Source organism: Mycobacterium sp. BMJ-28 (assembly GCF_054404835.1).
In genome coordinates this window covers 4,362,894-4,387,931 of the sequence record NZ_CM136783.1, presented here as the reverse complement: position 1 = coordinate 4,387,931, position 25,038 = coordinate 4,362,894, and the positions used below count along the sequence as shown (strand labels likewise).

The window sequence follows — 25,038 nt, the reverse complement described above, 5'->3', positions numbered from 1 at the left end:
TAACTACGAGCAGCTTCTAGCTGTTCATGTCCGACGCTGACCGGCCCCGAGGTACCTCACGACGAGGAAGCGGCTAGCATAATCGGACAAGTGTCCAGTAACCTGTCGGCGAGCCGGGAGGGAAAAACCATGACCTACGTGATCACGCAGAACTGCTGTAAAGACGCCAGTTGCGTACCGGTGTGCCCGGTCGATTGCATCCGTCCGGTGGGCGGGGATGACGCCGCGAGCGCCGGGCTGCTCGCGTCGGCGGACATGCTGTACATCGATCCCGAGTCGTGCATCGACTGCGGTGCCTGTTTCGACGAGTGCCCGGTCGATGCCATCCACTACGAGGAAGACCTGCCGCCCGGGCAGGAGCGCTTCCGGGAGATCAACGCCGCGTATTTCGAACGGCATCCGCTGCAGCCGGACACCGCACCCCTGCGGGCCGCCCGCTCGGCCGTCGCGGCCGGCGGTCTGCGCGTGGCGATCGTGGGGGCAGGGCCGGCTGCCTGCTACGCTGCCGCCGAGCTGATCGACATCGACGGCGTCGAGGTCAACCTCTTCGAACGGCTGCCCACGCCGTTCGGCCTCATCCGGGCCGGGGTTGCGCCCGACCATCAGCACACCAAGTCGGTGGTGAACATCTTCGAACGCGTTTTCACCAACCGCCGGTTCGGCTGTCATCTGGGCGTCGAGGTCGGGCGCGACCTCAGCCATGACGACCTGCTGGCTCATCACCACGCCGTCATCTACGCCGTCGGTGCCGCCAACAGCCGCAGGCTCGGCATCCCCGGCGAGGAACTGCCCGGCAGCCATCCGGCGGCGGATTTCGTGGGCTGGTACAACGGCCATCCCGATCACGCCGGTCACGCGTTCGACCTGCACACCGAACGCGCCGTGATCGTCGGCAACGGCAACGTCACGCTGGATGCCGCGCGCATGCTGCTGCTGGATCAGGATTGCCTGGCCCGTACCGACATCGCCGAACATGCGTTGCAGGCGCTGCGGGACAGTGCCATTCGCGAAGTGGTGATCCTGGGCCGCCGCGGTATCGCCGACGCCGCCTTCTCGGTGGGCGAGTTCCTCGCGCTCGGGCACCTGGACGGGATCGACGTCGTGATCGAGGGCGACCTCGGCGAGCCGGTGGACCAGACCGATCTGGGCGCGGTGCTCAAGACCGACATCGCCCGCGAATACGCCGGACGTGCGCCGACACCGGGAAACAGGCGAATCGTGCTGCGGTTCAACACGATTGTCGAGGAGATCCTCGGAACCGAAGCCGCCCATGGTCTGCGGATTGTACGTGGCGGCCAGGTCGAGTCGCTGGCCGCCGGATTGATCCTGCGGTCCATCGGTTATCGCGGTGCCCCGGTCGACGGGCTGCCCTTCGACGACGACGCCGGCGTGGTGCCCAACGAGGGTGGCCGGGTCGTCGGTGCCAGGGGGAGCTACGTCACCGGCTGGATCAAGCGCGGTCCGCGGGGCGTGATCGGCACCAACCGCACCTGCGCGGTGCAGACCGTCGACGCATTGTGGCAGGACCACCTCGACGGCACCCTGCGCCGCGACGTCCGGGACCCGTCGGCGCTGCGAAACCTGTTGGACAGCCGCGGTATCCAACCGCTGGACTGGTCGGGCTGGCGGCTCATCGACGGCGCAGAGCGGGACCGCGGCGCCGTGGCGTCGCGGCCCCGGGTGAAATTCACCGCGATCGAGGACCTGCGCGGCGCGGCGCTGACCTGATCATCGGGACCGGGTGAGCTCCGCGTAGCGCATCAGGTGCTGGTCGGTGGAACCGAACTCGTACTGGACGGCGGTGAGGCGCTTGAAGTAGTGCCCGATCGCGAGCTCCTCGGTCATGCCCATGCCGCCGTGCAACTGAACGGCGTTCTGCCCGATGAACCGGGCGGCCCGGCCGATGGTGGCCTTGGCCGCCGATACCGCCCGGGCCCGTTGATCGGGGTCGGCGTGCAGGTTCAGCACCGCCAGGTAGACGGCCGCCACCGATTGCTCGAGTTCCATGTGCATGTCCACCATGCGGTGCTGTAAAGCCTGAAAACTGCCGATCGGCGTGCCGAACTGCTGACGCTGCTTGCTGTATTCGACGGTGTCGGTCAACACCTTTCGCATGTTTCCGACGGCCTCGGCGCACACCGCGGCGGCGCCTTCGTCGCGGGCCTGGGCCAGCGAAGGCCAGGCCGCACCGTCTTGGCCGAGCAGCGTGGCCGGCACGGCGTCCAGATCGATGTCGGCAGCCCACCGGTCGTCGACGGTGCGGTACCCCTTCAGGGTGAGCCCGGCGGGGCGCTCACCCAGATCGACGAGGAACAGCGACAACCCGGTCGACGTCGTCGCCGTCACCAGCAGGTGGCTGGCCAGCGGGGCGGCCAGCGCCATGATCTTGGCGCCGTCGAGCACCCAGCCGGCACCGTCACGGCGGGCGGTGGTCCGCACGTCCTGCCAGCGTTCCCCGGACCGCGCCTCGGCCGCTGCGAGCGCGACGATGGCCTCGCCTGCGACGATCTTCTCCAGCAGGCCATCGGCGACCGGGCTCTGCGCCCGCAGCAGCAGGCCGCCGGCCACCACCGCGGTGTCGACGTAGGGCTCGACCACCAGGGCCTGCCCGAGGGCCTCGGCGATCACCATGACTTCGACCGGGCCGCCACCGATTCCGCCGACCTCCTCGGGCAGCGCGGCGCCGAGGATGCCGAGTTCGTCGGCGAAGGCCCGCCAGATCGCGGGTTGCCAGCCCGCCCCGGTCTTGGCGGCGGCGCGGCTGGACTCCAGCTGGTACCGGGTGGACAGGAATTTGGTGAGCCCGTCGCGCAGGAGTTCCTGTTCGTCGGTCAATGTGAAGTCCATCTAGAGTCCCAACTCCGCCTTGGCGAGGATATTGCGCTGAATCTCGTTGCTACCGGCATAGATTGACCCGGCTCGGTCGTTGAAGTAACGCAGCGGCGCAACGGCCTGCCACGGTTGGCCACTGACGTAGCCGTCCTCGGGTACGACGAAATCGGCGATCGGGCCGCCGGGACAGGTGGCGTGCGGCTGGTAGGCCCGGCCACGGGGCCCGGCCGCCTCCATCGCCAGTTCGGTGAGCACCTGACTCAATTCGGTCGAGATGATCTTGAGCATCGAGGACGCCGCACCGGGATGCCCGCCGCCGGCCAGCGCGGCCAACACCCGGTACTCCAGGATCTCCAGCACCTCGGTGCGGATCCGGGCGTCGGCCAGCTTGTGGGCGAAGCAGGGATCGTCGATCAGGGCGCCACCGGCGGGCCCGGGCTGCGTGGCGGCAGCCTCGGCGACCTGTTCGGCCATCACCTGGAGCGCCGGTGCGGTGGCCCCGCCTCCGCGCTCGAACTCCAGCAGGTACTTGGCCACCGTCCAGCCATCGTCGATCCGCCCGATGACATTGGCCTTGGGCACCCGGACCTCGTCGAAGAACACCTGGTTCTGCACCTCCTCGCCGGAGGTCATCACCAGCGGCCGGATCTGGATGCCCGGTGTGGCCATATCGATCAGGACGAACGTGATGCCCTGTTGTTTCCTGCCGGCGCGGGAAGTGCGCACCAGCGCGAACATCCAATTGGCCTCGGTGGCGTGGGTGGTCCAGATCTTGCTGCCGGTGCAGACCAGGTCGTTTCCGTCGGACACCGCGGCCATCGACAAGGCCGCCAGGTCCGACCCCGCCTCCGGTTCGGAATAGCCCTGGCAGAAGAACACCTCCCCGGTGAGGATGCGGGGCAGGAAGAAATCCTTCTGTTCGGCGGTGCCGAACTTGACGATGGCGTGCGCCACCATCCGGATTCCCATCGGTGACAACGAGGGCGCGCCGGCCAGCTGGGACTCCCTGCTGAAGATGTAGTGCTGGGTGAGCGTCCAGTCGCAGCCGCCGTGCTCCACCGGCCACGCCGGTGCCGCCCAGCCGCGTTCGTGCAGAATCCGCTGCCATTGCATGCTGGCCTCGTGATCGCTGTACACACTGGTCATCAGCCGGCCCGCGCGCTGTAGTTCGGGCGAGAGCCCCGCCGCCAGGAACTCGTGCACCTCATCCCGGAAAGCGGCGTCCGCCTCCGACCAATTCAGGTCCATCACTGCTCGCCTCTCCTCGCTTATCTAACTACGTAATATAACTGCTCGGATGCGGCGCGTACTCGAAGGGGTGAATCCGCCACTGGATAGGGTGAGCAACCGATTCAGCACATGTCTGCATGATTGCGGACAGGTGCCACACAGGTCTCTTTAACCGCCTATATGCCGGTTAAGTGCTATCGTCAAGACGTTGCCGCGGTCCATGCTGGCAAATCCCCTCGATCCCTTGCATGGACCGCGGCTCCATGTCGCGACAGTGCGTCCTCGTCAAAGGTCCTACACTTTGCGGTCGGTGCTGACACATTGGTCGGTATCACGGGAAGCCCCGAACTCCGGGGTCCCTGAACTCATCGCCACTGTTGCTCAAAGCCACATTGCGTACGCGGCGGTTCGAACTGAGCAATTGTGAGGTCACTGACCAGCTATGTGGGATGACGAGGTTGCGGTGATATCGGTGGGCGCAGGCCCGGGCGGCCTGGCCTACGCGGTGGCGACCGCCGATGCCGGACTGGACGTCCTGATCGCCGCCCCGCCACCGGATCCCGGCGGGCGCGACCTCGACGCCGACCGCGGCCGGCTGACCCTCGGGACTGACCCGCTCACCGATGAGTACCTGGCCGAGCTGACAGCCGGCGCGATCATGCCTGGCACCTCCGGCGGCCCCGAAATGCCCGCGCGGACCGTCTATCCGACACCCGAGCAGCGCTCACGCAAGGTCGTCGTCGACACCTTCCTGGGTGCCCGCCTGCTGGACTGGGCCGGTCGCTGCCTTGTCTCACCGTTCGGTGCGGTGCTGACGACCGTCGACCACTGGCCGGCCGTGCGGCGCACCCCGGACGGTCTTCCGGTCGGAGTGGCCCCACTCGGCGCCGCGAACGGCAGTTCGGTGTCGGACTGGATGGCCGACGCGGTGCGGGAGCGGGACATCACCGTGCTCGACGACGCGACGCTGCAACACCTGGTGTTCGACGAAGGGCGGGTGATCGGGGTGGTGTTCGACACACCCGAGGGTGACTACGCGGTACAGGCCCGGTACGGGCTGGCGCTGACCCCCGTCGGCGGTGACCCGGTGTCAGCCGCGCCGATCCCGGCGGGCGGCGATTTCGCACTCGTCGGGCTGCCCGGATGCCGGTTCGTGCGGCTGGAGCTGGTGCACACCGAGGTCGCGTCCGACTAGGGGCGCAACCCGGTGGAGAAATCGACGCTCACCCGGCGCTGACGTAGCAGCGTTTCCATCGCGTCGCTGGCGATCGGCCGGGACAGCAGGAACCCCTGGGCGCGGTGGCAGCCGTGCCGCAGCAGGGTCACCGCGGCCGAATCGGTCTCCACACCCTCGGCGATGAGCTCCAGCCCGAACGCCTCGGCCAGCGCGATGATGGCGCGCACGATGGCCAGGTCGCCCGGGCTGGCACCGAGGTCCTGCACGAAACTCTTATCGATCTTCAGCGCATCGACCGGCAGCGATTTCAGCAGTGACAGCACGCTGTAACCGGTCCCGAAGTCGTCGATGGCCACCAACACCCCGACGTCGCGCAGCCCGGCGAGGGTGATCCGCGCCGTGTCGATGTCCTGCACCACGACGCTTTCGGTGATCTCCAGACACACCGAGCCGCGTTCCAGACCGAACTCGTGCAAGATTCCGGCCACCGACTCGACGAACCCGTCGGCGACCAGCTGCACCGGTGAGACATTGATCCGCAGCACCATGTCATGCCCGACACCGGCGGCCTGCCAGCGGGCGAAATCGGCGCACGCGGTGCGCATCACCCAGCGGCCGAGTTCGCCGGCCAGGTTGATGGACTCGGCCACCCCGATGAACGAGTCCGGGGCGAGCAGCCCGCGCGTCGGATGCTGCCAGCGCACCAGCGCCTCGGCGCCCAGGACCCGTCCGGTGCGCATATCGATCTCGGGCAGGTAGCGCAGGAACAGCGCGCCGGTTTCGACCACGTTCTGCAGATGCAGCTCGATATCGGTGCGGAACTCGCTCTCCAACTCCATGGTGTCCGAGAACACGGCCACCTGGTTGCCGCCGGCGCTCTTGGCATTGAGCACTGCCTGATCGGCCCGGCGAAGCAGATCCGAGGTGGTGTCGCGGCCCGGGAAGCCAAGCGCCACGCCGATGCTTACGGTTCGGGTGAGCATTTCGCCGTCGATGGAGACCCGCTCCCGAAGGATGGTCTGCAGCCGGTAGGCGAGTTCCTCGGCCTCCACTGCCGTCATCGCCGCGGGTGGTATCACCACGAACTCGTCCCCACCGAGCCGCGCGATCATGGCGGGGCCGACCGCCGCGGCCAGCCGCTCGGCCAGCACCCGGATGAACCGGTCCCCGGCGATGTGACCGAGAAAGTCGTTAATCGCCTTGAGCCTGTCCAGATCGAAGAACAGCGCAGCGACCGGACCGGGCCGTTTGGCTCGCAGCCGCGCGTCGAGATGCGCCGTGAGGGCCCGCCGATTGTGCAGGCCGGTGAGGTCGTCGTGCTCGGCGAGGAACCGTAGTCGGTCCTCGGCCGCGACCCTGGCCTGCACCTGTGCGAACAGCGAGGCGATGGCCATCAGGGCGTTGAGTTCTTCTTCGCTCCACTGCCGGATACCGATCTTGACGAACCCGAGGACGCCGGTGGTCACCTCACCGGACAGCAGCGGCACACATGCCATCGACGTGGTGGGGATGTGCCGGCCGGACTCGATGGTCCGTTGGTAGTCCAGGGTTTTGTTGGGGTCGAATACGGTGGGCGCTTTGAGAGTTTCGGCGAGCTTGAACACCGGGTCGGCGTCGGCGAAGTAGATGAGGGCCAACGGATCGGGGCCCTCGCTCTCGGGCCGGGATGGCCACTCGGCGATCAGGCGGGTCGCATGGATCGCGTGATCGTTGTGCCGTAGAAAGCTGAAGTCCACATCGAAGTACTCGACGAGTTCGGCCAGTACCTGCTGGCTGACCGGTGGTGAGGTGGCGGCGTCGACCGCACCCAGACGGGTGGCGACGGCCGTGACGAGTAGCTCCAGACTAGGTCGTGGCACCTCTACCTCTGGTCCGGGCGTCACCGTCACGGCGACACGGTCTGGCGGGGCGGAAGCTGACGTCGGCTCCTCACCGAGGGAGGCGGGGCTTCGGTGAATCGCAACACCAATGCCTGCGCCTCCAGCGGCTCGGCGCCGATCAGCTTGCGGAAAGTGTATTGCAGGGAACGCAGTTCACCCGTGAATGACGGCGACAACGATGCCAGTTCGTGCTCATCGTGGGCGTAGAGGAAGGCAGGGGAGACGGGTTGCACGGCCAGGCCGTGCAGTTGAGCGGAGATCCAGACGGCTTCGACGGCCTCTCCGGCCCGTGCGTAATCGGCAAGCGTATGGCCGGAAAACGAGATCACCGCAAGCCCTGACCCCGCGGCCACCCGGTCGCGGGTGTCGCTGCCGAGTGCGCTGCCCGCGTCCCAGCCGGCCAGATGTGCCATCACATCGGGCCGGCGCAGCACGTCCAGAACGGCGAGATCCGATGCCGGCAATTCGAGTCCGCGCACATCGATGCCGTACTCCGGCGCCGGATCACCCGGCCACCGCAGTTCGGAGAACATCTCGGCATGCAGCCCGGGAGTGAGGTAGCGCAGCCGGTCGGCGGCAGCGAGAATAGCTGCCCCGGATTCGATCTCGTCCCTGGCGGTGAGCAGGCGCAGGTGGGTGCCGAAGCGAGAAGCTGTGCCGCGCAACAGTTCTACCACGCCAGATGCCATCTCGCCGCCGGCGCCCCGATGGCGGTTGGTGACGCGGTCGAGCATCGGGCGGTAGAGGGCGGCCAGGTCGGGGTCGGCCGCTCCGGACAACTCGATGACGGCTTGCAGCGGCGACTGGACGCCGCCCGCGGCGACCGATACCCGGCTGCCGTGTCCGTGTGCCGCGGCGGCCACGCGGGCATTGAACACCGCAGCGCCCAATGCGACCGCACTGCCCCGGAATTGGACATCCATCATGGTGGTCCGCGCCGGATCGATGCGCACCGTCAGGGCCGCGGGCCCGATCTCGATCTGCCAGGGTTGTGCATTCCCACCGGATGGGGCCCGAGTGGCGGCCATCGCCATCGCCGCAGGCACCGACGGCGACGACTCGGCCTGTTCGGCGTCGTCGATGACGTCGCCACCGGGATCATGTTGTGCCGAATAGGGATCGGTGGATCGCGCCAGCACCGCGCCGATGTCGATGCGAACCCGGCCGGACGGCAGCGCTTCACCCAGGCCGATCCGGCGCACCGCTTCGGCGATGAGGGACGCGCCGAGGGTCACCTCGCCGGCAAGTTGTGGCCACGTCGAAAGGGTCTCGCCCACCTCGCACAGGGACGCTGCCATCCGGGCCGACAACTCGCCGGCATCCAGGATGCCGAGTACATACGGCACCTTGTCGGCGCTGCTGAGGCCGGCCAGTTCGGCGGTCTGTACCGCGCCGAGCAGCCCGTGCAGGATCGGGCGTGCCGGATCCAGGTCGAACCGCTCGACATCCACCAGGCCGCGGTCGCTGGTGGCCATCAGCACCGGGATGTGCCGGGCGCGCGCGGCCTCGCGCAGCAGCACCTTGGCATCCAGCGAGTCGCACACCTCGATGACGATGTCGAGGCCGTCCAGAAAACCGTCGATCGTCGCGGCGGTGAGGCCCGCGGTGTCGGCGTGTACCGGCAGGTACGGGTCCAGTTCGGCGATCCGGCGGGCGGCCACCACCGCTTTGTTGTGGCCTTCGTCGAAGACCGTGGCGGGCACGCGGTTCAGATTGCTGAGCTCAAGCTCGTCGAAATCGGTCAACCGCAACTCACCGCAAATGCCCTGCGCGGCAAGGGTGTGCGCGATCACGTGGCCGACGCTGAGCCCGACCACGCCGATGCGCAGTTTTTCCAGTCGATGTTGTTCGTCGAGGGTGATCAGGTTGCGGTTGCGGTCCAGGCGGAGCCGGCGGAAGGCCTGCGGGCCGAGCATCGCCAGCACCGATCGCCGCCATGGGAAGTAGATCCACTGTGGCGGCTCGGTGAGGATGTCCTCCGGTGGCGCGGGATGCAGCCGGCTCAGGGCGGCCCGCTGGCCGGCCAGGTTGTCGATGAACTCGATGTCGGGGCGGGCGCGCAGTTGCCAGAGCAGTTCGGCATGACCGGTATGGCCGTCGGAAAGGATCATCGCATTGCTGGCCTCGGTCACGCGTCACTCCCTGCCGCGGCGTCATCGGCATCCGAATCGGCCATCAGCGGCAACAGGATTCGCGATTCGGAAATGATCGTCGATATCTGCTGCGGGTCAGCCGTGCGGGTGAATTCTGCGCGGTCCCACCACATCATCTTCGTCTGATATCTCGCATCGGGGTAGGGGGTTGCGGGTATGCGGGACACGACGATACCGCCGGAGGATCGCCAGCGGTCCAAGACATGTGCAGCGGCGGTCGCCATCGCGAATTGGGCACCCAACAGCGCGGTGGCGTGTAGCGGCATCCGTGCGAGTGCGGCGGTCAGTTCGCGGCTGCGGTCGAATTTGGAGCTCCAGGCGGTTTTGATCTCGACCACGCCGAACGGAATACGGTCGCCGATCATCTTGCGGACCGTGGTCAGTCCGGTCTGGCCGGCCCACTCCACGACGGCGTGCGACTGCTCGACGTCGGTGTAGGGGCCCTGGGCCCGCACGCCGCCCACCACCGCGCCGCGGGGGTCGAGTGCGGCCAGGAACAGCGATGTCATGGCCGGGTCGCGCAGCACGGTTTCGTCGATGGCGCGTTCGGCGCCGTGTTCGCGGTAGCTGAACATCGCGCCGTCGATGAATTCGGCCCAGAGCTCGGGCTCGTCGACGGGTGTGCTCATGACGAGCGTGCAATCGGTGGCGCTGTCGCGCCACTGTGCGGTGCCGACTGCGGGCAATACTGGTGCCGTCACCTCGGCCAAGGAAGCGCTCATCTGAACCCCGATCGAGTAGCCGGCATCGCTACCGCGATGACGTGCACCTTCATGCAAAATCAAATAGGTCAGGTAAGTATCGCTGTATTCATGGGTTATTCCAGCGAAACTTTTTGACTGGAAATGCCAACCATTTGCTGGCGCCCCAACCCGGTACGAACAGCAACGTCAGAGTGGTTCCGCGTCATCGTGCTGGCATCAATTAACGGTGGTGTCAACGGCCTGTAGCAAAAATTGCTGGCAAAGACAATTATTGCCTAAATCATGTCGCTCGCGGACCCCTCTCGGCCCGGATCGGAGGGTCGAGCGGTAGCCAGTTTGAACCGGGTTCGGACCCGGTGTTTGATCCGCACGTCCCGGACGCTATGCATGGAGCGGTATACCCGAGAGGAGAAACGGTGAAAATCTTCAAGGATCTCGACGAGTTGGTGGCAGGAAAAGGCACCGAACTCGGCCCGACCGAATGGCTCGAGATCACTCAGGACAGGGTGAATCTGTTCGCCGAGGCGACCGAGGATCGCCAGTGGATTCACGTCGATCCGGAGCGTGCCGCCGCCGGCCCGTTCGGCGGACCCATCGCGCACGGGCTGCTGACGCTGTCGCTGTTGCCGTACTTCTCGCATCAGCTCTATGGGGTGGAGGGCATCAAATTGGCCGTCAACTACGGCTACAACAAAGTGCGGTTCGTCAGCCCGGTCAAGGTGGGGGCGAAGATCCGGGCGCGCGGCGTGGTCACCGATGTCGCGGTGCCGGCCGAGGGCACCGCGCAGGCCACCGTCACCGTGACGGTCGAGATCGAGGGCGCCGGCAAGCCCGCCGCGGTGGTGGAGTCGATCGTCCGCTACATCGCCTGACGCGCAGCGGTCTTGACGAGGGCGCCACCGATGATCAGCCGCTGGATCTCGCTGGTGCCCTCGTACAAGCGCAGCAGCCGCACCTCGCGGTAGATGCGCTCCACCGCGACCTCACGCATGTATCCACTGCCACCGTGGATCTGCACGCCGAGGTCGGCGACCGTGCCCGCCATCTCCGTGCAGAACAACTTGGCCGTCGACGGCGCGATGCGCCGATCCTCTCCGGTGACCCAGAGTCGGGCGGCATCGCGCACCAGTGCCCGGCCGGCCATCACGCCGGTCTGCTGATCGGCGATCATCGCCTGCACGAGCTGGAAACTGCCGATCGGGGTGCCGCCCTGGGTGGCGCTCGCCGCATACGTCACCGACTCGTCCAGTACCCGCTGAGCGGTTCCGACCGCCAGCGCGGCGATGTGAATCCGGCCCCGGGCCAGGGACGTCATCGCGGCGCGGTATCCGATGTCCTCACTTCCGCCGACCAGGGTGTCGTCGCCGACGCGGACATCGTCGAAGCTGACGTCGGCGGTCCAGGCGCCCTCCTGGCCCATTTTGGCGTCCTTGGCGCCGACCACCACGCCGGGCGCATCGGCGGGTACCAGAAAGACGGCAATCCCCGCGCCGTCGGCGTCCGCCGACCGGGTGCGGGCGAACACCACGAAAAGGTTCGCCGTCGGGGCGTTGGTGATGAATCGCTTCTGCCCGTTGATCACCCACTGTGAACCATCCTTGACCGCCTTGGTGCGCAGGCCCGCCGGGTTGGAGCCGGCTCCGGGTTCGGTCAGTGCGAAGGAGGCCACCACCGCACCGGATGCGATGTCCTCCAGCCACCGGGTCTTCTGCTCGTCGGTGCCGAAGCCGACCAGGACCTGGCCCGCGATGCCGTTGTTGGTGCCGAACATGGACCGTAGGGCCAGGCTGGTGTATCCGAACTCCATCGCCAACTCGACGTCCTGAATCAGGTTGAGTCCGAGGCCGCCCCACTCCTGGGGGATCGCGTAGCCGAACAAGCCCAGATTCTTGGCCTGGTCCCGGATGTCGTCGGGCACCATGTCCGCGGCCATGATCTCCAGTTCGCGCGGCACCACCTGATTGCGGATGAACTGACGGGTGGCGGCCTGGATATCGGCGAAGTCGGTGTCGCTGACCTCGCTGGTGACGGGTGATGTCATGGGTCGATCTCCTTGGTGCTACCCGGGTGAACTCAGACTTGATGCAAGAAATATCATATTTTATGTTGTGTCGAGGTTGTCCTGGAGGCCCGAGAGGCCCTGTCGGAAGGAGCGGGCGCGATGGCCCTGCTAGACGGTCGTACCGCGGTGATCACCGGAGGTGCCCAGGGAATCGGGTATGCCATCGCGCAACGGTTCATCGCCGAAGGCGCGCGGGTGGTGCTCGGTGATCTGAACCTGGACGCGACGCACGCGGCGGTCGCCACCCTCGGCGGCACCGACGTCGCGCATGCGGTGCGCGCCGATGTCACCGACGCCGCTGAGGTGCAGGCGCTCGTCGCCGCGGCCGTCGACACCTTCGGGGGTCTGGACATCATGGTGAACAACGCCGGGATCACCCGTGACGCCACCATGCGCAAGATGACCGAGGAGCAGTTCGACCAGGTCATCGACGTCCATCTGAAAGGCTGCTGGAACGGCACCCGGCTGGCTGCCAATGTGATGCGCGAGGCGAAAAGCGGTGCGATCATCAATATCTCGTCGATCTCCGGCAAGGTCGGTCTGATCGGACAGACCAACTACTCGGCGGCCAAAGCGGGCATCGTGGGTCTCACCAAGGCCGCCGCCAAAGAGGTCGCCCATCTGGGTGTACGGATCAACGCGATCCAGCCGGGCCTGATCCGTTCGGCGATGACCGAAGCCATGCCGCAGCGGATCTGGGACCAGAAGCTGGCCGAGATCCCGATGGGGCGTGCGGCCGAACCCCATGAGGTCGCCTCCGTGGCAACATTTCTGGCCTCGGACATGTCCTCGTACATGACCGGGTGCGTGCTCGAGGTAACCGGCGGGCGGCACATCTGATGGCGCAGGTGGTCATCTGTGAACCGGTGCGCACTCCGATCGGGCGTTACGGCGGGATGTTCTCCTCGCTGACCGCCGTCGAACTGGGTGTGGCGGCGCTGCGGGGACTGCTGGAACGCACGGGTGTGCCCGCCGGTGCGGTGAGCGATGTGATCCTCGGTCACTGCTATCCCTCGCCGGAGGCGCCCGCAATCGGCCGGGTGGTGGCACTGGATGCCGGACTGCCGATCACGGTGCCCGGTATGCAGGTCGATCGGCGGTGCGGATCCGGGCTGCAGGCCGTCATCCAGGCCTGCCTGCAGGTCGGCAGTGGCGCAGGCGATCTGGTGATCGCCGGTGGTGCCGAGTCGATGAGCAATGTGGCCTTTCACTCCACCGATATGCGCTGGGGCGGTTCGCGCAGCGGCATCCGGGTGCACGACGGGCTGGCGCGGGGCCGTATCACCGCCGGCGGCAAGAACTACCCGGTGCCGGGCGGCATGCTGGAGACGGCCGAGAATCTCCGCCGGCAATACGGCATCTCGCGTATCGAACAGGATGAGCTGGCGGTGCGCTCGCACCAGAAGGCGGTGGCGGCCCAGTCCAGCGGGGTGCTGGCCGACGAGATCATCCCGGTCACCGTCAGCTCGCGGGCCGGGGATCAGCTGATCGACACCGATGAACACCCGCGGGCCGACACCTCGGTGGACGCACTGAGCAAGCTCAAACCCGTTCTGGCCAAGCAGGATCCAGACGCGACGGTGACAGCGGGCAATTCCAGCGGGCAGAACGACGCGGCGTCGATGTGCATCGTGACCACGCTCGAGCGGGCCGCCGACCTCGGCTTGAAACCCCTGGTCCGGCTGCTCTCCTGGGGCGTCGCCGGGGTGGCGCCCGACATCATGGGCATCGGGCCGGTGCCGGCCACCGAGGTGGCATTGCGGAACGCCGGACTCACGCTTTCGCAACTCGACGTCATCGAGCTGAACGAAGCCTTCGCCGCCCAAGCGCTGGCCGTGCTCGGGGAGTGGAAGTTCACCGACACCGATATGGAACGCGTCAATGTCCGCGGCTCCGGGATCTCGCTGGGGCATCCGGTCGGCGCCACCGGCGGGCGAATGCTCGCGACGCTCGCGCGCGAGCTGGACGCCCGCGGTGCCCGCTACGGGCTGGAAACCATGTGCATCGGAGGCGGACAGGGACTGGCCGCCGTGTTCGAACGGATCGCGCCATGACCAGAATCGCCCAGACCCTGGGGCTGACCGAGGTGCAGACCGAAATCGTCTCGACGGTACGCCAATTCGTCGACAAGGAAGTCATCCCCAACGCCCAGGAGCTGGAACACTCCGATACCTACCCGCAGGCCATCGTCGACGGTATGCGGGAGATGGGGCTGTTCGGCCTGATGATCCCCGAGGAGTACGGCGGACTGGGCGAGTCGCTGCTGACCTACGCCTTGTGTGTGGAGGAACTGGCCCGCGGGTGGATGAGTGTCTCGGGCGTCATCAACACCCATTTCATCGTCGCCTACATGCTGCGCCAGCACGGTACCGATGCGCAGAAGCAACGCTATCTGCCGCGGATGGCAACCGGTGAGGTGCGCGGCGCGTTCTCGATGTCCGAACCCGAACTGGGCTCCGATGTCGCGGCGATCCGTACCAAGGGTGTGCGCAATCCCGGTGGTGGTTACACCATCAGTGGGCAGAAGATGTGGCTGACCAACGGCGGCAGCTCGACCCTGGTGGCGGCGCTGGTGAAAACCGATGAGGGAGCAGACAAACCGCACCGCAACCTGACGGCCTTCCTGATCGAGAAGCCCGCCGGATTCGGCGAGGTGAAGCCGGGCCTGACGATCCCCGGCAAGATCGACAAGATGGGCTATAAGGGCATCGACACCACAGAGCTCATCTTCGACGATTATGTCGCCTCGGCCGACGACGTTCTCGGTGACGCCCCCGGACAGGGTTTCTTCCAGATGATGGACGGCATCGAGGTGGGCCGGGTCAACGTCGCGGCGCGGGCGTGCGGCGTGGGTGTGCGTGCGTTCGAACTGGCCGCGCGGTACGCGCAACAGCGGGCCACCTTCGGCAAGCCGATCGCCGAGCATCAGGCAATCGCCTTCCAGCTGGCCGAGATGGCCACCAAGGTGGAGGCCGCGCACCTGATGATGGTCAATGCCGCGCGGCTCAAGGATTCCGGCGAACGCAATGACGTGGCCGCGGGCATGGCGAAGTACCTTGCCAGCGAGTTCTGTTCGGAGGTCACTCAGCAGAGCTTCCGCATCCACGGTGGTTACGGTTATTCCAAGGAGTACGAGATCGAGCGGCTCATGCGCGATGCGCCCTTCCTGCTGATCGGCGAGGGCACCAGCGAGATCCAGAAGACGATCATCAGCAAGAACCTGCTCGGTGAGTACCGCATCTGACCCGGAGGGGCGAGCGAAGCGACGGGGGGAACCGGAGTTCGCCGTCCGCCCGCAGCTGTCCGACGACGTCGCGCGGGTGGTGCGGCGCCGTATCTTTCACGGCACCTATCCGGCCGGCGGGTACCTGCGCCTCGATCAACTGGCGGCCGACCTCGGCATCAGCGTCACACCGGTGCGTGAGGCGCTGCTGAACCTTCGTGCCGAAGGGCTGCTGGTGCAGCACCCGCGACGCGGATTCATGGTGCTGGAAGTCACCGCCCGCGATATCGCGGATGTGGCCAACGTGCAGGCCTACGTCGGCGGCGAACTCGGTGCGCGGGCCGCCGCCAACATCACCGACGAACAGCTGGCCGCGCTCATCGCCATCCAGGACGATCTGGAAAAGGCTTATGAGCTCGACGATCTCGATCGCACCGTGCGACTCAACCATGAGTTCCACCGGCTGATCAACGTCATCGCCGACTCGCCGAAGCTGACCCAGGTGATGTCGGGTGTCACCCGCTACGCCCCGGAATCGGTGTTCCCGACGCTGGCGGGCTGGCCGGCCCAATCCATCAAGGATCACCGCAAGGTGATCGCCGCTCTGAAGCGCCGCGATGGCGAACGGGTGCGCGCGGCGATGGCCGAGCACTTCACCATCGGTGTGCGGCCGCTCACCGAGCACCTGACCGAGCGCGGTGTGATCACCGGCGACTGACATGTGTCAGTATCCGCTGACGTGTGTCAATCGGCTGGTATGGTGCCTGCCATGCTGCGAGGGCAGCCGCGGACCGCGGTGATCGGTGCGGGTATCAGCGGGCTGACGGCCGGCAAGATGCTCAAGGACTACGGCGTTCCGTACACCACCTTCGAGATCTCCGACCGGATCGGCGGGAACTGGGCGTTCGGCAACCCGAACGGCCTGTCCAGCGCCTACCGGTCCCTGCACATCGACACATCCAAACATCGGTTGTCGTTCAAGGACTTCCCGATGCCCGAAAGCTATCCGGCGTTCCCACACCATTCCCAGATCAAGGCGTACCTGGATTCCTACGCCGAGGCCTTCGGACTCCTGGAGCACATCGAATTCGGCAACGCGGTGGTGGCGGCCCGCCGGCGCCCCGGCGGGGGATGGCTGATCGAGGACCGAGCCGGCCACACCCGTGAGTTCGACCTCCTGGTGGTGGGCAACGGCCATCACTGGGACCCGCGGTGGGCCGAGTTCCCCGGCACGTTCGCCGGGGAGTCGATGCACTCGCACCACTACATCGACCCGCAGACGCCGTTGTCGCTGATCGGCAAGCGCATCCTGGTGGTCGGTATCGGCAACAGCGCCGCCGACATCACCGTCGAGCTGTCGTCCCGGACGCTACAGAACAAGGTCACGCTCTCCACCCGATCCAGTGCCTGGATCGTGCCGAAATACCTTGCCGGACAACCAGGGGACAAGATCTTCAAGACCTCGCCATATCTGCCGCTGTCCTGGCAGCGCAAAGCTGCCCAACTGCTCGTCCCGTTGGTGGGTGCCGACCCCACCAAGTACGGGTTGCCCGCGCCCAACCACAAGCTTTTCGAAGCGCATCCCACCCAGTCGGTGGAACTGCCGCTGCGTCTGGGTTCCGGCGATGTCACCCCGAAGCCGAACGTGTCGCGGCTGGACGGTGACACCGTGCATTTCGACGACGGCACCTCCGACGATTTCGATGTGATCGTGTACGCCACGGGTTACAACATCACGTTCCCGTTCTTCGATCCCGAGGTGATCAGCGCACCGGGCAACCAGATCCGGCTCTACAAGCGGATGTTCAAGCCGGGACTCGGCGATGTGGTTTTCATGGGTTTCGCGCAGGCGGTGCCGACCCTGTTCCCGTTCGTGGAATGCCAGGCTCGGCTGCTCGCCGCGTATGCGATCGGGCGCTACACGCTGCCACCGGTCGACGAGATGGAACGCGTGATCGACGCCGACCAGCGCCTGCACGCCGGGCACTGCACCGACCGGCCCCGACACACCCAGCAGGTGGACTATTTCGTCTACGAGCACGACCTGCGCACCCGGGAGTTACCCGCGGGCCTGAGACGGGCTGCCACCGGATGAGATCACCGACCGATCGCAGGCCCGTGGTGCGCAGCGACGTGCGCCGCGAGGCGATCCTCGACGCACTCGACGGGTGGCTGCGCGATTCGAGCCTGGAGGCGATCAACGTCGCCGAGATCGCCAAGCAGGCGGGGGTGTCCCGCTCGGCGTTCTACTTCTACTTCGAGAACAAGGCGGCCGCCGTCGCGGCGTTGATGGAACGAATCATCGACGAGGTCGAGGCCGTCAACACCGATTTCGTCACCGGCGGTGCCGAACCAAGGGAACGGGTGGCGGCCATGCTGGGCGGGCTGCTGGACACCTGCGAACGCTACCGCCACGTGTTCGCGGCGATGCTGGAGGCCCGTGGCTCCAGTGCCGCGGTGCGCGAGATCTGGGACTCGGCGCGCGAATCGTTCGCGCCGTCGGTGGCCGGCTTGATCGCGGCGCAGCGTGAATCGCTTCGCTCGCCACTGGAGCGTCATTCCCCGTCGCTTCGCTCGCCCCTGGACGCCGTGCCCGACCCGCGGGTGCTGGCGCTGGTGCTGCTGGAGTTCAACGACCGGATCATCGAACGGTTCATTCTGGGCGGTCCGCTGTCGCGCGCGGAATTGACGCACGGCGCCGCCGCGGTGTGGCTCAGCACGGTGTACGGGGTGGGGCCGTGACGAGGCAGGAATTGACCTTCGATTCAGAGGGAATCGCTTGTAGCGCTTGGCATTTTCCGGCAGCCATCACCGGTCGGCGGCCGGTGGTGGTGATGGCGCACGGATTTGGCGGCACCAAGGATTCCGGGCTGGAACCGTTCGCCGAACGCTTCGCGGCGTCCGGCGTGGACGTGCTGGCCTTCGACTACCGCGGGTTCGGGACTTCCGGCGGTGCGCCCCGCCAGACGATCTCACTGGAGCGTCAGTTGCGCGACTACCACAACGCCGTCGACGCGGCGTCGGCGCTGCCGGACACGAATCGCGTGGTGCTGTGGGGTGTCTCGATGTCCGGTTGCCACGTGCTGCGGGTGGCGGCCGAACGTCAGGACATCGCCGCAGTGATCGCGCTGACCCCGATGACCAGCGGTCTGGCGGCCGGTCGGGCCACTATCGACACCGCCCGCGATGTGTGGACGGCGATGCGCTGGACGTCCACCGGACTGCGCAGCAAGGTGTCGGCGGCCCGCGGCGGCGCGGCGACGTTCATGCCCATCGTCGGACGGCCGGGTGAGGCCGGTGCGATGACCCTGCCCGGTGCCTATGACGGCTATCTGCGCATCGCGGGACCGAGTTGGCGCAACGAGATCGACTCCTCGGTGGGCCTGGAGCTGAGCCGGATGAGCACCAAGGCAGCCGCTCGCGCGGTGCGCTGTCCGGTGCTGGTGCAGGTCGGCGATTTCGACCGATTCGTGCCGGCCGCGGCGGCGGTCAAAACGGCCGAGCAGGCTCGCGCCCGGGTGCACCACTATCCGTGCGATCACTTCGACGTGTGGCCGGGCAACGACTGGTTCGAGCGCACCGTGACCGACCAGCTGGCGTTTCTGGCCCGCGCCTGGTGAATCAGCCGAGGCGAACGGTCCCGTCCGCGTCGACGGACCATCCCGGGTTGTGCGCGATCTCCCAGATCGCGCCGTTCGGATCGCGGACGTGTGCGTGGAAGACCCCGCCGAATTGTCCGGGTTGCGGGGATTTCAGCACGGTGCCACCGGCGGTGGCCATCGTATCGGTGACACGAGCCACCTCGTCGGCGCTGTGCACGTTGTGCGCCAAGGTGATTCCCGCTACTACGGCGGCCGCGTCGTCGGCGGGCAGTCCGAGGTCGGCGTTGAACTTCTCGGCGAGGAAGAAGCCGAGCACCTGCCCGGGCGCGGTCTGATAGAAGACGATCTCACCCTCGACGTCGAGCAGTGGCTGCCAGCCGAGCGCACCGTAGAACCGGCGGGTGGCGTCCAGGTCGGCTGCGGCAATGGTGACGAAATTGAGCTGCTGATCCATCACACGACGGTAGCGCGGACCTGGACGCACCGTACTGTAATACTTACAGTCCGTGTTTCGATGGAGGTGGTGCGATGCCAGGTGTGCTGGACGGTATCCGGGTGCTCGACTACGGGCGCTTCATCGCCGCGCCGTGGTGCAGCGCGATTCTGGCCGACATGGGCGCCGACGTGTTGCGGGTCGAGAAGCGCGAGGGCGGCGAGGACCGCTGGGTGCAGGCCGTCACCGAGGGCGGCGAAGGCGGCACATTCCTGCAGTGCAATCGCAACAAGCGCTCTCTGACACTGGATTCCAGCACCGCCGAAGGCGCGAAGGTCACCCGTCGGCTCGTGGCGCGCGCGGACATCGTCATCGCCAACATGCCTGCGGCGGGGATGCGCGCCAACGGACTGGACTACGACACCCTGCGCGCCGTGAAACCCGACATCATCCTGGCCAGTGCCACCGCCTACGGGGAGGGTGGCCCGTACAGCGAGAAGATCGGGTTCGACGGGGCCGGGCAGGTGATGTCGGGGGCGGTGTACCGGCAGGGCCTGCCCGAACTGCCGATCCGCACCGTGGTGCCCTACGCCGATTTCGGGACCGCGCTGACCTTGGCGATCGGCGTGATGATGGCGCTGTATCACCGCGACCGCACCGGCGCGGGCCAGCACGTCGAGGCGGCATTGCTGCCCACCGCGTTGATGCTGTCGAATGCGTTCCTGATCGAGCGGGAGCTGTTGCAGGTGGACAAGCCGCGCATGGGCAACCGGGGCGCCTCGGTGGCGCCGTGCGATCTGTACCGCACCGCCGACGACGAATGGGTGCTGCTGCAGGTGGCCGGTCAGCCCATGTTCAAACGGTGGTGCCGGCTGGTCGACCGGCTCGATCTCTTCTCCGATCCGCGCTTCGCCGATGACGACGCCCGCTGGCGGCATGGCGATGTGCTCAACGACATCATGACGCAATGGTGCGCGGACAAGACCAAGGCGCAGGTGCTGGAACTGCTGGACAAGGCGAAAATGCCTGCCGCGCCGCTGTATTCCCCTCAGGATGTGCTCGACGACCCGCATGTGCAGGCCATGGGATACCTGCGGCGGATGCCGTTCCCCGGTGCCGCGCGCGATGTGCCGATCATCGAGACCCCGTTCCGGATGTCGGGCACCCCCGGCACCATCCGGCGCCGTGCGCCACTGCTCGGCGAACACACCGACGAGGTGCTCGGCGAGATCGGCTACGACGCTGCGGAGATCGACCGGCTGCGCGTCGAGCACATCGTCTGAAGCGGCGGTGTCAGGCACCGAACAGCGTGCGCAGCCCGCCCAGGTCGACCTTGCCGCTGGCGAGCATCGGCACCGCACCAGCGCCGCATGTGGTGAAGATGCGCGGGATCTTGTACGCCGACAACGTGCCCCGCAGGGCGGCCCGGATCCCGTCGACGTCGATATCGTCGTCGGTGACGATGACGGCGGCGACCACCTCACCCCGCTCGGCGTCCGGCACGCCCACCACGTGGGCGGTGCATCCCAGTGCGGCCAGCGCCTTCTCCACCTCGCCGGGAGTCACGTTGGCGCCGGCCGTCTTGATCATCGCACCGGCCCGGCCCAGGAAGTAGAAGTACCCGTCGTCGTCGACCCGGACGATATCGCCGGTGTGGAACCAGCCGTCGGCATCGAAACACTCCTGGCGGCTGCGCCCGTGGTAACGCTGCATGAGGTACGGCCCCCGGATACACAGTTCACCGGTTTCGAGCACCCTGGTCTCGAAGCCCGGGGCCGGCCGCCCGTAGGACCCTCGGCGGCACTCCGGCTGATCGCTCTCGTCGCCATCGATCAGCAGCACGCTGCCCGCCTCGGTCATCCCCAGCATGTTGTGCCGCAGTTCCGGATCTCTGGGCCGGGTGTCGGGCGCCATGATGGGGTAGAGGTTGCCGCGGCGGGCGGTGAAGCGACGCCGGGCATAGCTGGGATGACGCGCCAGATGTGCCACGCCCGCGGCGAACCCGTTGGTCACGGTGGGCCGCTCGGCCTCCAGCAGGTCCAGGACGGCGGCCGGGTCGGTGGCATTGGAGCAGATCAGGGTGGCGCCTGCGGCGAGCGTGGCCAGCAGGCCGAATGCGAACCCGCCGATCCAGAAGAACGGTGAATTGCAGTACAGCCGGTCGGAGGCGGCCAGCCCGCGGATCGCGTTGAGGTTGCGCTGATGGGCCAACAGCGAATGGTGGGTGTGCACCGCACCTTTGGGTGGTCCGGTCGAGCCGGAGGTGTAGACGATGGCCAGCGGATCGCCGGCATCCACCTCGTCTTCCAGATACGTCAGGTCCGCGGCGTCGGAGGTCGGCATCTCGAAGAGCACGTGCCGCAGCGCCGGTGTCTCGATGCCGGTCAGCCGCCGCACGTAGTCGTGATTGCGGAAGTTGGTTGCCGACAGCAGGATTTCGGTGTCGCTGTCGGCCAGCTGGATGTGCAGTTCGGTGGTGGTGAGGAAAGTGGAGAACGGCACCACCACCGCGCCGATCCGCGCCGCGGCCAGCATCGCCACCACGAATTGGGCGCCGTTGGGGTAGAGCAGCCCGATATGGGTGCCCTTTCGGGCACCGAGGGCGATGAGTCCGCCCGCCACCGTGGCCGAACGCCGCTCGGCCTCGGGGTAGCTGAGCCGTTCGTCATCGCAGATCAGCAGGGGGTGGTCCGCGCGTCGGCGGACCAGGTCTACCAGTGAGTCAGGCGAAATGTGCACGGACGGCACCGAGATCGGCCTTGCCGGACGGGGTACGCGGAATCACCTCGACGATGGCGATATCGGTCGGGATCTCGTAGCGGGCCAGCCGGGTGGCCAGGAATTCGGCCAGTTCGGTCTCGGTGGCCGGGCCGCGCAGCTCGACCATCGCCACCGGCGTTTCGCCGAGTCGCTCATCGGGACGGCCGATCACCGCGGCGCCCCGTACGGCGGGATGGGCTTCCAGCGCGGCGCGGACATCGTCGGGCATCACTTTGAACCCGCCGCGGATGATGGCCTGGTCGGCCCGGCCCAGAATCCACAGGAACCCGTCGGCGTCGATGCGCGCCAGGTCGGTGGTGCGCAACCAGCCCGCGGTGTCCATCTGCGCCGGAATGACTTCCAGCAGGCCTTGTTCGTCGGGGCCCAGTGGCCGGCCGTCCTCGTCGACCACCCGCAGCCGGGCGCCCGGATTGGCCCGTCCCACGCTGCCGCGCTTGGTTTGCCAGTACTGCTGGTGATCGGCCAGCGTCCAGCCGGCCACCCCGCCACCGAACTCGGTGGCGGCGTAGGACGTCAGCACGGGGATGCCGAACTTCTCGGTGAACGCGTCGGCGTCATCGGCGGACAGCGCCGCCGTCCCGGAAGTGACTGCGCGGATACCGGCGAGATCGGCGGCGGTGAGGTCCGAATGCAGCACCGTACGCAGGGCGGCCGGTACCAGGGACACGGCACGCGGGCGATGTTCGCGGACCGCGTCGGCCCAGCGGGCCAGTTCGAACTTCGGTAGCAGCACGAACGTGCGGGCTTCGGTGAGACACAGCAGCACCCGGAACACCCCGCCGACGTGGACCAGCGGTGAGTTGACGATCGCCACGCCGGTGCGCAGTCGGGTTGGAGCGGGCGAGTTCTCGGGATCGCGGCCCATCACGCTGCGGGCCAGCATGTCGTAGGTGAGGTCGACCCGCTTGGGCGGTCCGGTGGTCCCGCTGGTCAGCATCCACACCGCCACCCCGGGGCGGGGAGCATCGGCAGCGGGTTCACCGGTCGTGATCGGTTCGCGGCCCAGGCCGGCGATGGTGACCAGCATGGTGCCCGGCGCCGTGGTGACGAACTTGGCGATGTCGTCGGCGTGCCCGACGATGACCGGCAGGGCCAGCGCGGCGATATCGGCGCGGGTCCGCTCGTCGCCGCGAGCCGGATTGATCACCACGACGGTGCCACCGGCCTCCAGCACGCCCAGCAGGGCCGCCACATGCACTGGTGTGTTGCGAAGCAGCACCCCGACTCGGCAGGCACCCGTGAGCGCGCCGATCCGGCGGGCCGCGGTGCCGAGCTGGCCCCAGGTGGACCACCGGCCGTCGTACTGGATTGCCCTGGCTTGTGGGTCGAGGTCCAGGACCTCGCCGATACGGCGGGAAAGTGGATGGGGCATCAGCGGATCCGCGGTGCGATCTTGACGATCGGGCGTTCGGCGAGTTCGGCCTTGGCAATCGGATTGCCGAGCCGGGTGTAGATCAGGCCGTGATCCATCGCCGCGCGATAGGGCTTGTCCAGCGACTCCCAGATGGCCTTCACGGTGCCCTGGGTGGCGGTCGGTGGTTTGGCCGCGATGGTCGCGGCGATCTCGTGGGCGCGGGCCCACAGGTCGTTGCGCGTCACCACCTCGGTGACCAGCCCGATCCGCAGCGCCGTTTCGGCGCCGACCCGTTCGTCGTTGCCCATCAACGCCATCCGCAGGGTGTCACCCAGGCCGACCCGGCGCATCAGCCCGACGGGTTCGAGCGCGGACACCAGGCCGGCGCTCACATGTGAGTCGAAGAACGTCGCCTCTGGCGAGCAGATCACCACATCGGATTCGTTGACGAAGTACAGCGCTCCCGCGGTGCACATGCCCTGCACCGCGCAGACCACCGGCTTCCACATCTTCTGCCATTTCGGGCTGAGCAGCTCGCCGGGATCCTCGTGATTCCAGACGATCCCGGGTTGCCCGTAGCTGGACTTCACGTCCAGTCCGGCGCTGAAGGCACGATCGCCTGCGGCGCGCAGGACGACGGCGTTGATGGCCTCGTCGCCCTTGACGGTGTGCCACGCGTCGCGCATCTCCTGGCACATGGTCCGGGTGAACGAATTGAGCGCCTCGGGCCGGTTGAGTGTGATGGTGGCGACGTGGGACTGGTGGTCCAGGTCGAGCAGGATGGTTTGGTAGGACATTAGCGGCCCTGCCAGTTCGGCTTGCGCTTCTCCATGAACGCCCGCGGACCCTCGAGCGCGTCCTCGGTGCGGGTCACGCGCTCGCGGAACGTCTCGGCCAGGATCTCACCCTCGTGCAGCGGGAGATCCAGCGTCTTGTGGATGGCCAGCCGGGTGCCGCGAACGGCCAGCGGCGCATTGAGATTCACCGTGTCGGCGATCTCGTGGGCGCGTTCCAGCAGCTTGGCATGTTCGACGATCTCGGTGACCAGCCCGAGATCGTAGGCGCGCTGCACCGTCATCCGTTCGTGCTTTCCCATCAACGCCATTCGTAACGCCACCGACCGCGGCAGCGCGCGCGCCAGCCGCACCATCTCGCGGGCCGCCACCAGGCCGATGCTGACGTGCGGATCGAAGAAGGTCGCCCGGTCCGAGGCGATCACGATGTCACCCGTGGTCACCCAGTCCAGTCCGGCCCCGCAACAGATTCCGTTGATCGCGGCGAGTACCGGCTTGGCCATCCGGCGGAACGGCGGGGTGCCCTCCTGGGGCGCCTCCCACTGCTCGTAGGTGGACAGGTAGGGCCGCTCGTTGAGCACCTTGCCGTCGCCGGGGATCTCCGACACGTCGGCCCCGGTGCAGAATGCCCGTCCGTTGCCGGTGACGATCATCAGCCAGATGTTGTCGTCGTTCTCGGCCTCGTCATAGGCGGCCCGCAGTTCGGTGATCATGTGCGGGGACAGCGCATTGAGGGCGTCCGGCCGGTTCAGGGTGATGGTCGCGGTGTGGCCGTCCACCTGGTAGCCGATGGTGTCGTAGCTCATGGATTAC

The 25,038-nt window shown here is 67.2% G+C and carries 22 protein-coding genes; 11 read left to right on the top strand and 11 right to left on the bottom strand.

Annotated elements, in window-relative coordinates; genetic code table 11:
• Positions 1 to 129: 129 nt before the first annotated feature.
• Positions 130 to 1,728 carry an FAD-dependent oxidoreductase gene (locus ACXPWS_RS21825; protein ID WP_458713643.1) on the top strand — a complete coding sequence of 533 codons (1,599 nt, stop codon included), beginning with the start codon at positions 130 to 132 and terminating at the stop codon, positions 1,726 to 1,728.
• On the opposite strand, the gene ACXPWS_RS21820 is transcribed toward ACXPWS_RS21825, so the two are convergent.
• Together ACXPWS_RS21820 and ACXPWS_RS21815 are read right to left on the bottom strand one after the other, a co-directional pair.
• Complete coding sequence (locus tag ACXPWS_RS21820; protein ID WP_458708651.1) at positions 1,729 to 2,847, bottom strand: acyl-CoA dehydrogenase family protein; 1,119 nt, start codon at positions 2,845 to 2,847, stop codon at positions 1,729 to 1,731.
• Positions 2,848 to 4,080, bottom strand: coding sequence for an acyl-CoA dehydrogenase family protein (locus ACXPWS_RS21815; protein WP_458708650.1), 1,233 nt, complete (start codon positions 4,078 to 4,080; stop codon positions 2,848 to 2,850).
• A gap of 454 nt (positions 4,081 to 4,534) precedes the next feature.
• Between ACXPWS_RS21815 and ACXPWS_RS21810 the strand changes: the two genes are divergently transcribed.
• Positions 4,535 to 5,257, top strand: coding sequence for an FAD-binding protein (locus ACXPWS_RS21810; RefSeq protein WP_458708649.1), 723 nt, complete (start codon positions 4,535 to 4,537; stop codon positions 5,255 to 5,257).
• On the opposite strand, the gene ACXPWS_RS21805 is transcribed toward ACXPWS_RS21810, so the two are convergent.
• From ACXPWS_RS21805 to ACXPWS_RS21795, 3 genes are read right to left on the bottom strand one after another with little or no spacing between them, the layout of a single operon-like run.
• The gene (locus tag ACXPWS_RS21805; RefSeq protein WP_458708648.1) at positions 5,254 to 7,098 is read right to left on the bottom strand and encodes a putative bifunctional diguanylate cyclase/phosphodiesterase; all 1,845 of its coding nucleotides are present in this window, start codon (positions 7,096 to 7,098) and stop codon (positions 5,254 to 5,256) included. The genes ACXPWS_RS21810 and ACXPWS_RS21805 overlap by 4 nt on opposite strands.
• Before the next feature lie 26 nt (positions 7,099 to 7,124).
• A complete protein-coding gene (locus ACXPWS_RS21800) occupies positions 7,125 to 9,230 on the bottom strand; it encodes an Rv1355c family protein (RefSeq protein WP_458713642.1) in 2,106 nt (701 codons plus the stop codon).
• 17 nt (positions 9,231 to 9,247) lie between these two features.
• Positions 9,248 to 9,901: a hypothetical protein gene (locus tag ACXPWS_RS21795; RefSeq protein WP_458708647.1), complete on the bottom strand. Its 654-nt coding sequence runs from the start codon at positions 9,899 to 9,901 to the stop codon at positions 9,248 to 9,250.
• Positions 9,902 to 10,392: 491 nt separating this feature from the next.
• On the opposite strand from ACXPWS_RS21795, the gene ACXPWS_RS21790 reads away from it, so the two are divergent.
• Positions 10,393 to 10,848 (top strand): MaoC family dehydratase, encoded by a 456-nt coding sequence (locus ACXPWS_RS21790; protein WP_458708646.1) that lies wholly within the window; start codon positions 10,393 to 10,395, stop codon positions 10,846 to 10,848.
• Here ACXPWS_RS21790 and ACXPWS_RS21785 read toward each other — a convergent pair.
• Positions 10,836 to 12,017: an acyl-CoA dehydrogenase family protein gene (locus ACXPWS_RS21785; RefSeq protein WP_458708645.1), complete on the bottom strand. Its 1,182-nt coding sequence runs from the start codon at positions 12,015 to 12,017 to the stop codon at positions 10,836 to 10,838. The two genes, ACXPWS_RS21790 and ACXPWS_RS21785, sit on opposite strands and share 13 nt — an antisense overlap.
• 120 nt (positions 12,018 to 12,137) lie before the next feature.
• On the opposite strand from ACXPWS_RS21785, the gene fabG reads away from it, so the two are divergent.
• From fabG to ACXPWS_RS21750, 7 genes are read left to right on the top strand one after another with little or no spacing between them, the layout of a single operon-like run.
• Positions 12,138 to 12,878, top strand: coding sequence for a 3-oxoacyl-ACP reductase FabG (fabG, locus tag ACXPWS_RS21780; protein ID WP_458708644.1), 741 nt, complete (start codon positions 12,138 to 12,140; stop codon positions 12,876 to 12,878).
• Positions 12,878 to 14,092, top strand: a complete 1,215-nt coding sequence (locus tag ACXPWS_RS21775) for an acetyl-CoA C-acetyltransferase (RefSeq protein WP_458708643.1) — start codon at positions 12,878 to 12,880, stop codon at positions 14,090 to 14,092. Before fabG ends, ACXPWS_RS21775 begins: the two co-directional genes overlap by 1 nt.
• Positions 14,089 to 15,282 (top strand): acyl-CoA dehydrogenase family protein, encoded by a 1,194-nt coding sequence (locus ACXPWS_RS21770; RefSeq protein WP_458708642.1) that lies wholly within the window; start codon positions 14,089 to 14,091, stop codon positions 15,280 to 15,282. The genes ACXPWS_RS21775 and ACXPWS_RS21770 overlap by 4 nt, the downstream gene beginning before the upstream one ends.
• Entirely contained in the window at positions 15,266 to 15,979 is a 714-nt protein-coding gene (locus ACXPWS_RS21765; RefSeq protein ID WP_458708641.1) for a GntR family transcriptional regulator, read from the top strand. The genes ACXPWS_RS21770 and ACXPWS_RS21765 overlap by 17 nt, the downstream gene beginning before the upstream one ends.
• A 51-nt stretch (positions 15,980 to 16,030) precedes the next feature.
• Entirely contained in the window at positions 16,031 to 17,356 is a 1,326-nt protein-coding gene (locus ACXPWS_RS21760; RefSeq protein ID WP_458708640.1) for a flavin-containing monooxygenase, read from the top strand.
• Complete coding sequence (locus tag ACXPWS_RS21755; protein WP_458708639.1) at positions 17,353 to 18,003, top strand: TetR/AcrR family transcriptional regulator; 651 nt, start codon at positions 17,353 to 17,355, stop codon at positions 18,001 to 18,003. The genes ACXPWS_RS21760 and ACXPWS_RS21755 overlap by 4 nt, the downstream gene beginning before the upstream one ends.
• A complete protein-coding gene (locus ACXPWS_RS21750) occupies positions 18,000 to 18,881 on the top strand; it encodes an alpha/beta hydrolase (RefSeq protein WP_458708638.1) in 882 nt (293 codons plus the stop codon). Before ACXPWS_RS21755 ends, ACXPWS_RS21750 begins: the two co-directional genes overlap by 4 nt.
• A 1-nt stretch (position 18,882) precedes the next feature.
• On the opposite strand, the gene ACXPWS_RS21745 is transcribed toward ACXPWS_RS21750, so the two are convergent.
• The gene (locus tag ACXPWS_RS21745) at positions 18,883 to 19,317 is read right to left on the bottom strand and encodes a VOC family protein (RefSeq protein ID WP_458708637.1); all 435 of its coding nucleotides are present in this window, start codon (positions 19,315 to 19,317) and stop codon (positions 18,883 to 18,885) included.
• A 74-nt stretch (positions 19,318 to 19,391) separates the two neighbouring features.
• On the opposite strand from ACXPWS_RS21745, the gene ACXPWS_RS21740 reads away from it, so the two are divergent.
• On the top strand, positions 19,392 to 20,579 hold the full coding sequence (locus tag ACXPWS_RS21740) for a CaiB/BaiF CoA transferase family protein (RefSeq protein ID WP_458708636.1): 1,188 nt from the start codon (positions 19,392 to 19,394) through the stop codon (positions 20,577 to 20,579).
• A gap of 10 nt (positions 20,580 to 20,589) precedes the next feature.
• Here ACXPWS_RS21740 and ACXPWS_RS21735 read toward each other — a convergent pair whose 3' ends face one another.
• From ACXPWS_RS21735 to ACXPWS_RS21720, 4 genes are read right to left on the bottom strand one after another with little or no spacing between them, the layout of a single operon-like run.
• Positions 20,590 to 22,035: a class I adenylate-forming enzyme family protein gene (locus ACXPWS_RS21735; RefSeq protein WP_458708635.1), complete on the bottom strand. Its 1,446-nt coding sequence runs from the start codon at positions 22,033 to 22,035 to the stop codon at positions 20,590 to 20,592.
• Entirely contained in the window at positions 22,019 to 23,449 is a 1,431-nt protein-coding gene (locus ACXPWS_RS21730) for a class I adenylate-forming enzyme family protein (RefSeq protein ID WP_458708634.1), read from the bottom strand. Before ACXPWS_RS21730 ends, ACXPWS_RS21735 begins: the two co-directional genes overlap by 17 nt.
• Positions 23,449 to 24,228 carry an enoyl-CoA hydratase/isomerase family protein gene (locus ACXPWS_RS21725; protein ID WP_458708633.1) on the bottom strand — a complete coding sequence of 260 codons (780 nt, stop codon included), beginning with the start codon at positions 24,226 to 24,228 and terminating at the stop codon, positions 23,449 to 23,451. The genes ACXPWS_RS21730 and ACXPWS_RS21725 overlap by 1 nt, the downstream gene beginning before the upstream one ends.
• Positions 24,228 to 25,031 (bottom strand): enoyl-CoA hydratase/isomerase family protein, encoded by an 804-nt coding sequence (locus ACXPWS_RS21720; protein ID WP_458708632.1) that lies wholly within the window; start codon positions 25,029 to 25,031, stop codon positions 24,228 to 24,230. The genes ACXPWS_RS21725 and ACXPWS_RS21720 overlap by 1 nt, the downstream gene beginning before the upstream one ends.
• Positions 25,032 to 25,038: the final 7 nt, after the last annotated feature.

What these genes read in the sequence shown, in the direction of transcription:
- ACXPWS_RS21725 (WP_458708633.1), bottom strand. Translation starts at nt 24,228, where the DNA reads ATGTCCTACCAAACCATCCTGCTCGACCTGGACCACCAGTCCCACGTC.
- ACXPWS_RS21800 (WP_458713642.1), bottom strand. Translation starts at nt 9,230, where the DNA reads ATGATCCTTTCCGACGGCCATACCGGTCATGCCGAACTGCTCTGGCAA.
- ACXPWS_RS21815 (WP_458708650.1), bottom strand. Translation starts at nt 4,080, where the DNA reads ATGGACCTGAATTGGTCGGAGGCGGACGCCGCTTTCCGGGATGAGGTG.
- ACXPWS_RS21755 (WP_458708639.1), top strand. Translation starts at nt 17,353, where the DNA reads ATGAGATCACCGACCGATCGCAGGCCCGTGGTGCGCAGCGACGTGCGC.
- fabG (WP_458708644.1), top strand. Translation starts at nt 12,138, where the DNA reads ATGGCCCTGCTAGACGGTCGTACCGCGGTGATCACCGGAGGTGCCCAG.
- ACXPWS_RS21820 (WP_458708651.1), bottom strand. Translation starts at nt 2,847, where the DNA reads ATGGACTTCACATTGACCGACGAACAGGAACTCCTGCGCGACGGGCTC.
- ACXPWS_RS21795 (WP_458708647.1), bottom strand. Translation starts at nt 9,901, where the DNA reads ATGAGCACACCCGTCGACGAGCCCGAGCTCTGGGCCGAATTCATCGAC.
- ACXPWS_RS21740 (WP_458708636.1), top strand. Translation starts at nt 19,392, where the DNA reads ATGCCAGGTGTGCTGGACGGTATCCGGGTGCTCGACTACGGGCGCTTC.
- ACXPWS_RS21730 (WP_458708634.1), bottom strand. Translation starts at nt 23,449, where the DNA reads ATGCCCCATCCACTTTCCCGCCGTATCGGCGAGGTCCTGGACCTCGAC.
- ACXPWS_RS21775 (WP_458708643.1), top strand. Translation starts at nt 12,878, where the DNA reads ATGGCGCAGGTGGTCATCTGTGAACCGGTGCGCACTCCGATCGGGCGT.
- ACXPWS_RS21770 (WP_458708642.1), top strand. Translation starts at nt 14,089, where the DNA reads ATGACCAGAATCGCCCAGACCCTGGGGCTGACCGAGGTGCAGACCGAA.
- ACXPWS_RS21760 (WP_458708640.1), top strand. Translation starts at nt 16,031, where the DNA reads ATGCTGCGAGGGCAGCCGCGGACCGCGGTGATCGGTGCGGGTATCAGC.
- ACXPWS_RS21720 (WP_458708632.1), bottom strand. Translation starts at nt 25,031, where the DNA reads ATGAGCTACGACACCATCGGCTACCAGGTGGACGGCCACACCGCGACC.
- ACXPWS_RS21785 (WP_458708645.1), bottom strand. Translation starts at nt 12,017, where the DNA reads ATGACATCACCCGTCACCAGCGAGGTCAGCGACACCGACTTCGCCGAT.
- ACXPWS_RS21745 (WP_458708637.1), bottom strand. Translation starts at nt 19,317, where the DNA reads ATGGATCAGCAGCTCAATTTCGTCACCATTGCCGCAGCCGACCTGGAC.
- ACXPWS_RS21825 (WP_458713643.1), top strand. Translation starts at nt 130, where the DNA reads ATGACCTACGTGATCACGCAGAACTGCTGTAAAGACGCCAGTTGCGTA.